Genomic DNA, 12,823 nt, shown 5'->3' with positions numbered 1-12,823 from the left:
ATGCCAATTGGTACAACTAGTACAGCAATACTTTTAAACATAAATAAACCAAAACATACTAGAACAAGTAACCAACAAGAAAATAAAAGTTTTTGATGAGAAATTTTAGAAATGATTGGTGTACAAGTAATAGCAGTAGCACTTGCTCCTTTTACTGGTGGTTTAAGTGAAAGTATAGCACTTGGATTAGGTGCAAGTGATTTAATTGCTAGTATTAGTGCTGTTGGTGTAGAGTTTTTAACTGATTTTACTATTAATCAAGTTTATGATTATTTAAAAGGAAATGTAACACCATTAAATACTTTTTTTAATATATTACCTGCATTTGTTGGAATTAATAAAATTAGTCGTGGTTATCGTACTACTAAATTTATTAAGTTAGCACAAAAAACTAAAACATTAGAACAAATTGGTGTTAAAGAAGCAAAAAATTTACAAGAAATTATTAGTCAAGTAAGTGGAAAAGAAATTTTAACAGATAAAATCATTGGTAATAAACGTTATTTATTTAATTATAGTTTGGCACCTAATCGTGAAACAATAACACAAAATTTAGGTTATGTTGCTGAAAAACAATTTAAAAATAATTTTAAATCTTTAAAATCACAACAAATAAAAGAATATTTATCATTACAAAATACATTAATAAAATTAAGTCCACAATTAACTCCAAAGTTTAAAATTAAAGATATTGAAAAAGCAAATAACTTTTTAAAAAAATATAATACTGAATTAAAAGAAGTATTAAAAATGAACCAACATGATTGATTAAATTTAGTTCATACAATACATACAGAGAATAGATATGGAAAAACTTTAATTTTAGATTTACAAAAAATTCGTGCTAATGCTATTAAATTTAATTTTAAAAATAGTTCAATTCATAAAATTGTTTTAAATGCAAATAAAATTTTTAAGTATTTTGATATTAGATTTTATTTAAAAAAAGGTTTAAATAAATTTTGAAAAGATACACCATATTTTGAAAAATTACGAGAAAGTATATATAAATTACAAGAAAAATTTGAAAAATTAGAAAAACAAGCATTTGAAAAAATTAATAAATTAAAAGAAAAAGCAACAGATTTATTTACTAGTGCAGAAAAAAGAGCAATTAAACATGCACAATTAATTCCACTAAATTCGAGGCTTTTTAGAAATCTGTGTATCTTTGTTTTACAAAGTACTAGTTCAGATTAATTCTATCTTCAAATTTTATCATAAAATGAGCAATTGCTGTATTTCAATTTTGAATAGGCAATGTTCATTTTTTTGTTATATTTTCAATTGCTAAATAAAATATTTTAAAAACTGACATATCATTAGGAAAAGCTTTTTTGTTTCTAATAACTTTTCGTAATTGACTATTAACAGATTCAATAGCATTTGTTGTATAAATTACTCTTTTGATTTCTGCAGGATAACTAATAAAAATCATCAAATTTTCTCAATTTTTATATCAAGATTTAGCAATTTGGGGATATTGTTTATTTCATTTACTTTCAAATGATTCTAAAGCTTGCATTGCTTGTTCTTCACTACATGCACTATAAATTGGTTTTAAATCTGTAACTAGAGTTTTTCGATGTTTGTATGAAACATATTTTAAACTATTTCGAATTTGATGAACAATGCATAATTGATGTTCTGTTTTAGGATAAACTGCTTGTATTGCTTCTGACATGCCTGTTAAATTATCACTACAAGCAATCAAAATATCATTTAAGCCTCGATTTTTCATTTCTGTGAAATTAGCTAATCAAAATTTAGCACCTTCATTTTCACTAATTCATAAGCCTAAAACATCTTTTTTACCTTCTAAATCAACTCCTAATGCTATATAAACTGATTTATTAATAATCCGTTTATCTTGTCGAACTTTAACTACTATACAATCAAAATAAACAATCGGATAAATGCTTTCTAATGGTCGATTTTGTCATGTTTTGACATCATCAATAACATCATCAGTAATTTGACTAATAACACTTTCACTAATATCAGCACCATGATATAACTCTTGTAACTGCATTCTAATGTCAGATAGAGTCATACCTTTTGCATATAGTGAAAGCACTTGTTGATCAAAACCATCAAATCTTCGCTGTCTTTTTGCAACTATTACAGGAGTAAAATCACTATTGCGATCTCTTGGTACATCAATCTCAATTTTACCTTGTTGAGTTATTAATTTTTTTGAACTTGTACCATTACGAGCATTTTCAGTATTACTATGTTGATTTTTTTCATATCCTAAATAATTTTGCATTTCAGAATTCAACATTTTTTCAACTAAACGTTTTGTTAATTCTTTATATAAACCCCCTTCTTTAAAAACTGTTGTTAAATCTTCAGTATTTTCTAATAATAAATCTACTGCTTTTGATATTGGATCATTATTATTAATATTTTGTTTTTTAGCCATCTGTAACTCACTCTTTCTAGTCATTTAATTATATTTACTAGAATTAATTAAACATAGTTATTTTTGTAAGTTACACAGATTACTAAACATTGCCCTAAATTCACCAGTATTTATGGGTTGTAAAATTCAACCTTTATCATTAGACAAATGTGCAATTACTATTTATCATCGTAATCCTAAGTATAAACCAATTACAGTTGTTGATAGTATTCTTAAAGCAAAAACTTTTGTTACTCAAATACATCCATTTCATTGATATCGTTGATATAGTGGTTGATACATTGGTTATGGTGTTAATCGTAATAAATGATTAAAAGCAATAGCATTTGCTCCACCAGTGGTGCAACAAGTAATTAGAGATAGTTTTAAAGTATATAGAGAAATATTTAGAACTATTAGAACTTATCATAAAGTAGTAAATGTTATTAATAATCCTATTGAAAATATTAATAAATCATTTAAAGGCAATGTTTAGTAATCTGTGTAACTTACAAAAATAACTATGTTTAATTAATTCTAGTAAATATAATTAAATGACTAGAAAGAGTGAGTTACAGATGGCTAAAAAACAAAATATTAATAATAATGATCCAATATCAAAAGCAGTAGATTTATTATTAGAAAATACTGAAGATTTAACAACAGTTTTTAAAGAAGGGGGTTTATATAAAGAATTAACAAAACGTTTAGTTGAAAAAATGTTGAATTCTGAAATGCAAAATTATTTAGGATATGAAAAAAATCAACATAGTAATACTGAAAATGCTCGTAATGGTACAAGTTCAAAAAAATTAATAACTCAACAAGGTAAAATTGAGATTGATGTACCAAGAGATCGCAATAGTGATTTTACTCCTGTAATAGTTGCAAAAAGACAGCGAAGATTTGATGGTTTTGATCAACAAGTGCTTTCACTATATGCAAAAGGTATGACTCTATCTGACATTAGAATGCAGTTACAAGAGTTATATCATGGTGCTGATATTAGTGAAAGTGTTATTAGTCAAATTACTGATGATGTTATTGATGATGTCAAAGCATGACAAAATCGACCATTAGAAAGCATTTATCCGATTGTTTATTTTGATTGTATAGTAGTTAAAGTTCGACAAGATAAACGGATTATTAATAAATCAGTTTATATAGCATTAGGAGTTGATTTAGAAGGTAAAAAAGATGTTTTAGGCTTATGAATTAGTGAAAATGAAGGTGCTAAATTTTGATTAGCTAATTTCACAGAAATGAAAAATCGAGGCTTAAATGATATTTTGATTGCTTGTAGTGATAATTTAACAGGCATGTCAGAAGCAATACAAGCAGTTTATCCTAAAACAGAACATCAATTATGCATTGTTCATCAAATTCGAAATAGTTTAAAATATGTTTCATACAAACATCGAAAAACTCTAGTTACAGATTTAAAACCAATTTATAGTGCATGTAGTGAAGAACAAGCAATGCAAGCTTTAGAATCATTTGAAAGTAAATGAAATAAACAATATCCCCAAATTGCTAAATCTTGATATAAAAATTGAGAAAATTTGATGATTTTTATTAGTTATCCTGCAGAAATCAAAAGAGTAATTTATACAACAAATGCTATTGAATCTGTTAATAGTCAATTACGAAAAGTTATTAGAAACAAAAAAGCTTTTCCTAATGATATGTCAGTTTTTAAAATATTTTATTTAGCAATTGAAAATATAACAAAAAAATGAACATTGCCTATTCAAAATTGAAATACAGCAATTGCTCATTTTATGATAAAATTTGAAGACAGAATTAATCTGAACTAGTACTTTGTAAAACAAAGATACACAGATTTCTAAAAAGCCTCCATTTAAAAGTGTTGGTTTAAAATTTTCAGTTAATACTTTATTTGGTACTGGACTATTACATCATTTAGAAAAATTTGCATATAGTCAAGTTGTAGAAAAAGGTAAGAAAAAATTACAAAAAGAAATTATCCATATATCACATAGGAAAACTAAAACAAAAACTAAACATTATAAAAAAGCATTTTTTAAGGAATGATAAATTATGATTAATAAACTTTGAACTGATGTCAGTCTTGAAAATTATAATAACTGATATCCATTAACTGGAAAAATTACAGAAACTCCACAGCAATATATACAAACATGACCAAATGTTAATGATTGATTTACAACTTTTGCTATTCGCGCTCAAAATGATATTAATGCTTATCTTGATTTTATTTTATCTAAATTTCCTTTTGATAGTTTTAAAGATGAATTAATTAAAGAAACATTAAGAGATATGGTTTATGTAATGGTTGAACATTGAGTATTTAATCGTACACCAATTGAATTTAATGTTGATGCTACTATTCAATTCAATAATGGTACATCATTTAATGCAAGTAGTATTCCTACAATTAATGTTTGAGATTTAGCACCAAGTAGAATGAAAATATGAGCAAGATTAACAGAATTAAAACAAGTATTTTCAAATTATAATCAAGATGAAATAGATATTGAAAAAATTGACTTAAAAGTATTTTATACTAGAAATCAAGTTGATGAATTAATTAAAGAACAAAAAGAATTTACATTATCAAAACAAATAAAATTATATGATGATTTAGTTAATGATAACGAAAATGAGATATATAGGGGTCGTGTTACAAACTTTATAAATAAAGGTTATGTTGCAACTGATTATGACCCAAAAACTGAAACAATGATTTTAGATTGACCTGATGAAATTGGTACATTACCACCAGAAGCATTACAAAATAATCCACAAATTGGTGATTTTACTCATGCTGCGACTGCTGACTTTTCTGCTAAACAACAAAAAAGAATTACTACTAATGAAAATAGTATTAAATTATTAGAAAATAAAGTTGATATTAATAAACAAAATATTGATGATATTAAAAATAATTGATTTAATATTGAAACTAGTCCTTTATGAAAAAAAGTTAAAAATGAAAATATTAAAACAGATATATGATATATTATTGATTGAACATATTATTTTATCGATAGTAAACAACTTATTATAAGTAATAATAAATTAACTAAATCTAATATAAGAATTACTAATCATCAAATAGAAAATAGACAAATAATAATTGAAAAAATTGATGTTAATATTGACAAAGTAATGTTATTATATGATGATAATTTAATAAAATTTATTGTTGCTAATAGCACAAAAAAGTATACACCAATAATTCATAATATATATCAATATCAAGGTACTGGAACACCAACTGAATTTATAGCAGAAGAAAATACTGAACGTGATTATTATACAAAACTAGAAACTAATAATTTATTAGATAAAAAACAAGATAAATTATCTTTAATTAAAGAAGATATTACTTATAAAGTTTTACAATATAAAGAATTAGGAACTGGTTTATTTACGGGTGATTTAGATATTCCACCAACTAAATTTATTAAACAATGAATTAAAGATAGTGGTGGTGGAGTTGACCCAACTAAATATTATACAAAACCAGAAATTGATAAAAAATTAGAAGATGTAAAGTCACAATTCCCTATTGCATTTCAATTGAATGCTGTAAGTCAAGAAATCCCTAATTTAGAAACTATTAATAAAACTGTTGCTGGTGCTATTAATGAAAATAAAGCAAATATTGATAAAAAACAAGATAAAGAAATATGAAAAGTAATAAGTAAAAGTAAAAATAATCGTGAATGAGATACGTTTGAAATTAATTTTAATACTGTATATAGAGTAATTATAACATTAGATGAATTACCAGTAAATCAAGCAAATATAAAGCATAAAGTAGAATTTAAAACTGGTAATTATTTAGGTGGAGATTATTTACTTGCAAAATTTAAAATTAAAGATGAAGATGTAATATTAACTTTAACTGTTAGAGAAAGTAGTTTTAATTGTAGTTTATATTTAAAAGGTGGAGATATTAATTATGGTGCTATTCTTTCATTAGAAGAATTACAAAATACAATTAAAGTTGATGTTACACCAAAAATAAAAATTAATTCAAAAAGTTTAGAAACAAATGAAGTTGAAGAAAATTGTTGAGATATTGAATTACCAGATAATCCAACACCAAGTCCAAATAATCAACAATGAAAAGATGTAGGAACAAGAGAAAAAAATAAATGAGATAATTGACAAATTACTTATGATTTTATAGTTAATAAACATTATAGAGTTTATTATTCTTGAAGTATATATAATCCAGTTTATACTATTCAAGAATTTATTATAACGGATAACAAAATTGCTGGTGTACCAATACAAACCTTTAATGATAGTGTTAATATAGTAATTTTATCAGTTCAACATGCTAAATTGATTACTATTTATAGTGGAAAAGGTAATTTAAAAGGTAATGTATGAAAATTAGAAGAATTACAGGAATAATATTATGTTTTTTAAAATTATAAAAATTATTTTAGGTTTAATTGGAGTAATTTTATCATCAGCAACAGCAGGTTTAATTATATTTATCATTGTAAAAATAATATTAAAAATTAATCAAATATTTTAGAAAGGTGGTGAATATTATGTTAGGTAGATTTTTTAGAAACCTGAATTGTAAATATAAATGGGACAGTTTTTTAAAATAATTGTATTAAATCTATTGGTCTTTTATAAGATAGTGATTTTCTGGGTGTAGAATTAATTTGAAATGCTATAGTATTTAAATCTTTTTGTTTATATGAAGATAGATCTGTAGATTTTGGTAAATATCTTCTTAAAATACCATTATTATTGAGGCTTTTTAGTAATCTGTGTATCTTTGTTTTACAAAGTACTAGTTCAGATTAATTCTGTCTTCAAATTTTATCATAAAATGAACAATTGCTGTATTTCAATTTTGAATAGGCAATGTTCATTTTTTTGTTATATTTTCAATTGCTAAATAAAATATTTTAAAAACTGACATATCATTAGGAAAAGCTTTTTTGTTTCTAATAACTTTTCGTAATTGACTATTAACAGATTCAATAGCATTTGTTGTATAAATTACTCTTTTGATTTCTGCAGGATAACTAATAAAAATCATCAAATTTTCTCAATTTTTATATCAAGATTTAGCAATTTGGGGATATTGTTTATTTCATTTACTTTCAAATGATTCTAAAGCTTGCATTGCTTGTTCTTCACTACATGCACTATAAATTGGTTTTAAATCTGTAACTAGAGTTTTTCGATGTTTGTATGAAACATATTTTAAACTATTTCGAATTTGATGAACAATGCATAATTGATGTTCTGTTTTAGGATAAACTGCTTGTATTGCTTCTGACATGCCTGTTAAATTATCACTACAAGCAATCAAAATATCATTTAAGCCTCGATTTTTCATTTCTGTGAAATTAGCTAATCAAAATTTAGCACCTTCATTTTCACTAATTCATAAGCCTAAAACATCTTTTTTACCTTCTAAATCAACTCCTAATGCTATATAAACTGATTTATTAATAATCCGTTTATCTTGTCGAACTTTAACTACTATACAATCAAAATAAACAATCGGATAAACGCTTTCTAATGGTCGATTTTGTCATGTTTTGACATCATCAATAACATCATCAGTAATTTGACTAATAACACTTTCACTAATATCAGCACCATGATATAACTCTTGTAACTGCATTCTAATGTCAGATAGAGTCATACCTTTTGCATATAGTGAAAGCACTTGTTGATCAAAACCATCAAATCTTCGCTGTCTTTTTGCAACTATTACAGGAGTAAAATCACTATTGCGATCTCTTGGTACATCAATCTCAATTTTACCTTGTTGAGTTATTAATTTTTTTGAACTTGTACCATTACGAGCATTTTCAGTATTACTATGTTGATTTTTTTCATATCCTAAATAATTTTGCATTTCAGAATTCAACATTTTTTCAACTAAACGTTTTGTTAATTCTTTATATAAACCCCCTTCTTTAAAAACTGTTGTTAAATCTTCAGTATTTTCTAATAATAAATCTACTGCTTTTGATATTGGATCATTATTATTAATATTTTGTTTTTTAGCCATTTGTAACTCACTCTTTCTAGTCATTTAATTATATTTACTAGAATTAATTAAACATAGTTATTTTTGTAAGTTACACAGATTACTAAACATTGCCTACTTTTGTTTTATTACTTGGTCTTTGATTTAAATTTCATATATCTAATCCTAATTTTTTACCAAATAATAAACTATTAAATGAACCTAATATTGGATTACCTATAAGTTGACCATAATAAGCACTTGTACCAATCATTGCTGAAATGGGACTTATTCCAGTTCTTATTAATTTTAATAAAGTATAATTTGATTGTATGTTTTCTATATTTGGCATAATTTTCTTCCTTTAATTTTCTATTTTTTTAATTCAAACTTTTACTCAACCTTGATAAACATCATTATCACCAACTATTAATGCAACATTATCTTCTGGATCAGAAATAATTATATGTTCTGATTTAACATTTGGATATTTCATTAATATAATTGCTCTAATATCATTATGAGTACGAAGTGCTTGCGGTGATGGTGTTAATATTTCAATTTCATCTTTATCACCAAATAAAGTAGGTAATATTATCATTATTTATTATCCTTTCTTATAATAAAATTCATTATTTTATAAATTAAATAATTATTATAAAAATTACAGTCTTTATAATCTTCTATTAAAGATATTAATTCTAAAATTATTTATTTCTCCTTATTTTTAGTTAAATTATTAACTATTATTTCTAAACATTTCATACATCAATTTTTACTTAATCATATTCTTTTGTTACATTTTTTACATTTATTCATTATTTAGTCCTTTCATTAAATTTTTATGTTTTTCAATGATTTCATTATGTTTTTTTAGTTCTTCTTTATAACTATCACTTTCAATAATTTTTAAAGTTTCTTTTATTTTTTTCATGTATCATTCATCAAAATTCATTATTTATTCCTTTCATTTTTTAAATCATTTAACATTAATTGAACAAAATGCACGATTTTTAGGAATATTTAAAGTATTAAAGATTTGACCAGTTACTATAATTTCATCATTTTTGTTTAATAAAATACATCGTTTATAAAATTTTGGGTTATTAAAAATTAAAGTAACATAGTTTAATCCATTTCATTGACCACGAACAGTATAATATAATTGTTTATTACCTTTTTCATGATATTTTACTTCAATAGTATTACTAAGTTTTACTGTTAATTTAACGTAATTTTCTTTATTTTTCATTTTTATAATTCCTTAAATAATATTGAATATGTTTATAAGCATCTTGTTCATGTTTTGTAAATTTTATATTTCCTTTATAATCTTCTATTTTATTTTTGTTTTTTGGTTCATTTTCATGATAATCTCAGTTCATAACATCTTGTACTAATATCATTAAAGCACCAATAACTTTTGGTGTTGCTAATGGATTAGTTAATAACTGTTTTGAACTTAAAAAGAAATTTTCTACAATAACTAATATTTTTTTATTTTTAAATTGTTTTTTAATTAATTTAAAATATTCTTTATATATATTTTTACTTTCTAAAACTGTTTTTGTTTTAAATGTTTCATTAAAAATAATATTATTAGTTTCATTTGAGTATATAACAATTCCATTATTACCAATACCAGCAGGGTCAATACCAATGATTAATTCGTATTGCATTTATTAATCATCTCTACATCAATCACAAACATATCCATATGATTTTGTATAATCTAAATGTTTTTCAATATCATAATTATCTTCATATTTTTTAGTATTATGTTGTTCTGCTTCTAATTCTGTTTTAAAGTGATAAAGCATATTGATTTTGTTATCTTCATATAATTCATTACATCCAACACATCTTTTTCTTCTTTTTTTAGTTTTATTCATAATCAAAATATCCTTTTCAATTATTTTTGCTGTTTGTTTAAGGTATTTAGGTAGTTTGTGATAACAACTGTCACATATTAAATAAGGTATTGGTCAATTTTTATATTTAATAGTTTTAGTAGAATTATTAATACAATCTTTTCAAACTTTATTTTTACAAATTCTTAATTCACATTTTTTATTTTCATTAATATTCATAACTTTATTTATTTCTTTAATTTTTACTTACAGTAATTAATAAAATTATTAATCCAATTAAAGTTGAAATTAAAGTAATAATTATTTTTATTTTTAATCACTTTTTTTGATGTTCTTTTGCTATTTTGATTTTTTGTTCTATTAATTCTTTCTTTTCTTTTTCTTCCATTTTTACTTTCTTTTCTAATATATTCTGTTGCTTGTAGCATAAAGAATATATATTTTTATTTTTATATTATTAATACTATTAGTTTTATTCATTCCATGAAAACTGGGCTCAAAAATAAATTGTGAAATTTTAAAAAGAAATCGAGGCATTCGATTCAATATTTATTTAATTTATGTTTAATAAATTAATATTTTAATTGAACCGGCACCGCTCAATTTTTTTTACAAGTTTGAAATTTATTTTCTCGCCCAAAAATTTTTTCAAAAAAAATAAAAAATAAAACCAACACTTGCTCACTGGGGAGTGGCAAGGTTGGTTAAATAAAGAATAGAATTAATATAGTAGGTTCCCTAGTAGGTCTATATATACTAGTTTCCAATTCGCTCCCACCCCAAGAATTACCATTAAATGGTTAGTATATTTTATTAGGTATCACTCCACTTTTTATTTATCCATGCAAGTCCACATGCTCTAGCTACTATTTTTAACAACTGTGTTGTAGTTCACTTTTTTAATTCCCTAACACGTGTTGATAATAGTGTTAAAGAAGATTATTAATTATTAACTTTCTCCTACTTGGTCACTGCGTGTAGTAGATATTTAAAGAGTGTTAATAATAAAAATTTTAAAATTTTACAATTACAAAAAAAGACAAGAATTTTATTCTCGTCTTTTGTCATTTATTTTTAATTTAAGGGTTTAAAAAAGAAAGGAGCTATTTTTAAAACTTTTTAGTTATTGACATCTTCGATACGCTCCCAATAAATCTTTATCTACGCTTACTAATATTTGAATAAATTTAAGAATATCAATATTAAATTGTCATAATTTTTGTTCAATGTAATTAATAGTTGAAATATTTACTGCTGTACTTTCGGGAACTGATTGTTGTGCAGATTTCTTTTGACTTGGTATATGAATACCACAACGTTTAGATATTTCATTAACATTTCAATCGTATATATCAGTTAAATTTTTACCTTTAAAATTACTATTTGTCATATTGATATTTTCGTTTTGTTCATTATTATCTCCACCACTTTTAAATATGTAGTTTTTAGTAACTAATGTTCTTACTGCTTCTTCTAATGTTGATTGAACATTACCATAAGTTTGACTAAATATAAATTTAGGTGAATTTAAAATGGTATCTAAAACAATTTGTTCATAAATAACATCTAATGCTTTAATTTTATCCATTACTTTATTACAATCTGCTAATTCATTTGCTTTATTTCTCATAATTACTATTGGAATATAATTAATATTTAATGTTTGTTCTTGTTCTAAATTTGGATTAGTAATAAATGATTTAAAATCTAATGGAAATTGTTTTTTATTATCACTAATACTGTAAATTGCACGATTAATTATTACTTGTTCATTATTTAATGTATAAACTTCAAATAATCTTACAGTTTGTGCATTTTGTTCATAATTATCATAAAAAATAGTACATTGAATTAATTTACCAGTAATATCATAAACTCTTTGTTGTATATCAACTACTTGAAAATATAAATTATCATTTGCAATATAAATTAAATAACCACTAATTCCTAATTTACTTAACTTAAAAATAGAATTTCAATTTTTTCTATAAAAATCTTGTTGAATTAAATATTGTTTAATAGTTTCATTATTAATATCTAATGGAGCATTATATAAATTAGCATTATTTTCCTTTAATTTTGTAGAAAAGTAATGATACATGATAAAGTGTTATTTTTAGAGAATTTTTACACTAAATAATGTTACTTTTAACAAATTTTTAATTAAAAATAATATTTTAAGTGTAAATTGATGAATAATTTTTGGTCATCCATACTTTTCTACATAATTAAAATTATTTTCTGCTACAAAATCAGTAAAATAAGTTTCATGGTTAAAATCATTAAAACCAAAATAATTTAAAATAGAAGCATGTGTACTTTTATTTTTATTAGTTAAAAATTTTAATTTTTCACTTTGATTATCATTAATATTTGTTTTATCTTTTCTTTTAAATAAACTTAACATAATATTCATCCCCTTTCTTAAAATATTTGATTAATTTTTAATATAATTTTTACAATAATAAATATAATTAAACCAGCAGTTGCTGATGATAGAATTACTCCAATTAAACCTAAAATAATTTTTATAATTTTAAAAAA

General features: G+C 23.3%; 16 protein-coding genes and 1 pseudogene. 5 read left to right on the top strand and 12 right to left on the bottom strand.

Features of this window, described 5'->3' with window-relative positions; genetic code table 4:
• Nucleotides 1-1,200: a hypothetical protein gene (locus AAHH39_RS11710; RefSeq protein ID WP_342218207.1), complete on the top strand. Its 1,200-nt coding sequence runs from the start codon at nucleotides 1-3 to the stop codon at nucleotides 1,198-1,200.
• Here AAHH39_RS11710 and AAHH39_RS11705 read toward each other — a convergent pair.
• Complete coding sequence (locus AAHH39_RS11705) at nucleotides 1,187-2,425, bottom strand: IS256 family transposase (protein WP_342219300.1); 1,239 nt, start codon at nucleotides 2,423-2,425, stop codon at nucleotides 1,187-1,189. The genes AAHH39_RS11710 and AAHH39_RS11705 overlap by 14 nt on opposite strands.
• A gap of 112 nt (nucleotides 2,426-2,537) precedes the next feature.
• On the opposite strand from AAHH39_RS11705, the gene AAHH39_RS11700 reads away from it, so the two are divergent.
• From AAHH39_RS11700 to AAHH39_RS11685, 4 genes are all read left to right on the top strand, one after another.
• The gene (locus AAHH39_RS11700; RefSeq protein ID WP_342218206.1) at nucleotides 2,538-2,900 is read left to right on the top strand and encodes a hypothetical protein; all 363 of its coding nucleotides are present in this window, start codon (nucleotides 2,538-2,540) and stop codon (nucleotides 2,898-2,900) included.
• Nucleotides 2,901-2,982: 82 nt separating this feature from the next.
• Nucleotides 2,983-4,221, top strand: coding sequence for an IS256 family transposase (locus tag AAHH39_RS11695; RefSeq protein ID WP_342219298.1), 1,239 nt, complete (start codon nucleotides 2,983-2,985; stop codon nucleotides 4,219-4,221).
• A gap of 244 nt (nucleotides 4,222-4,465) precedes the next feature.
• A complete protein-coding gene (locus tag AAHH39_RS11690) occupies nucleotides 4,466-6,817 on the top strand; it encodes a hypothetical protein (protein ID WP_342218205.1) in 2,352 nt (783 codons plus the stop codon).
• A 4-nt stretch (nucleotides 6,818-6,821) separates the two neighbouring features.
• Nucleotides 6,822-6,944, top strand: coding sequence for a hypothetical protein (locus AAHH39_RS11685; protein WP_255495924.1), 123 nt, complete (start codon nucleotides 6,822-6,824; stop codon nucleotides 6,942-6,944).
• 70 nt (nucleotides 6,945-7,014) lie between these two features.
• Here the strand turns inward: AAHH39_RS11685 and AAHH39_RS13525 are convergent.
• The 11 genes and pseudogenes from AAHH39_RS13525 to AAHH39_RS11635 all read right to left on the bottom strand — a co-directional run.
• A pseudogene (locus AAHH39_RS13525) lies at nucleotides 7,015-7,170 on the bottom strand (IS30 family transposase); the annotation flags it as partial.
• 41 nt (nucleotides 7,171-7,211) lie between these two features.
• Nucleotides 7,212-8,450, bottom strand: a complete 1,239-nt coding sequence (locus AAHH39_RS11680; RefSeq protein WP_342219315.1) for an IS256 family transposase — start codon at nucleotides 8,448-8,450, stop codon at nucleotides 7,212-7,214.
• An 82-nt stretch (nucleotides 8,451-8,532) separates the two neighbouring features.
• On the bottom strand, nucleotides 8,533-8,760 hold the full coding sequence (locus tag AAHH39_RS11675) for a hypothetical protein (RefSeq protein WP_342218204.1): 228 nt from the start codon (nucleotides 8,758-8,760) through the stop codon (nucleotides 8,533-8,535).
• Nucleotides 8,761-8,772: 12 nt separating this feature from the next.
• Nucleotides 8,773-9,009 carry a hypothetical protein gene (locus tag AAHH39_RS11670; protein WP_342218203.1) on the bottom strand — a complete coding sequence of 79 codons (237 nt, stop codon included), beginning with the start codon at nucleotides 9,007-9,009 and terminating at the stop codon, nucleotides 8,773-8,775.
• A gap of 210 nt (nucleotides 9,010-9,219) precedes the next feature.
• Nucleotides 9,220-9,363, bottom strand: coding sequence for a hypothetical protein (locus AAHH39_RS11665; protein ID WP_342218202.1), 144 nt, complete (start codon nucleotides 9,361-9,363; stop codon nucleotides 9,220-9,222).
• A gap of 3 nt (nucleotides 9,364-9,366) precedes the next feature.
• Entirely contained in the window at nucleotides 9,367-9,660 is a 294-nt protein-coding gene (locus AAHH39_RS11660; RefSeq protein WP_338956663.1) for a hypothetical protein, read from the bottom strand.
• The gene (locus tag AAHH39_RS11655; RefSeq protein WP_342218201.1) at nucleotides 9,650-10,087 is read right to left on the bottom strand and encodes a hypothetical protein; all 438 of its coding nucleotides are present in this window, start codon (nucleotides 10,085-10,087) and stop codon (nucleotides 9,650-9,652) included. Before AAHH39_RS11655 ends, AAHH39_RS11660 begins: the two co-directional genes overlap by 11 nt.
• 3 nt (nucleotides 10,088-10,090) lie before the next feature.
• Nucleotides 10,091-10,498, bottom strand: coding sequence for a hypothetical protein (locus AAHH39_RS11650; protein ID WP_342218200.1), 408 nt, complete (start codon nucleotides 10,496-10,498; stop codon nucleotides 10,091-10,093).
• 16 nt (nucleotides 10,499-10,514) lie between these two features.
• Nucleotides 10,515-10,667 carry a hypothetical protein gene (locus AAHH39_RS11645; RefSeq protein ID WP_338957033.1) on the bottom strand — a complete coding sequence of 51 codons (153 nt, stop codon included), beginning with the start codon at nucleotides 10,665-10,667 and terminating at the stop codon, nucleotides 10,515-10,517.
• Between the two features lie 735 nt (nucleotides 10,668-11,402).
• The gene (locus tag AAHH39_RS11640; RefSeq protein WP_342218199.1) at nucleotides 11,403-12,380 is read right to left on the bottom strand and encodes a hypothetical protein; all 978 of its coding nucleotides are present in this window, start codon (nucleotides 12,378-12,380) and stop codon (nucleotides 11,403-11,405) included.
• Nucleotides 12,381-12,395: 15 nt separating this feature from the next.
• The gene (locus AAHH39_RS11635; RefSeq protein ID WP_342218198.1) at nucleotides 12,396-12,686 is read right to left on the bottom strand and encodes a hypothetical protein; all 291 of its coding nucleotides are present in this window, start codon (nucleotides 12,684-12,686) and stop codon (nucleotides 12,396-12,398) included.
• Nucleotides 12,687-12,823 lie beyond the last annotated feature (137 nt).

This window comes from Spiroplasma endosymbiont of Amphimallon solstitiale, assembly GCF_964030965.1.
GTDB lineage: Bacteria > Bacillota_I > Bacilli_A > Mycoplasmatales > VBWQ01 > Spiroplasma_E.
Note: the sequence above shows the minus strand (reverse complement) of the source record. Positions and strands in the feature narration are given on the sequence as shown.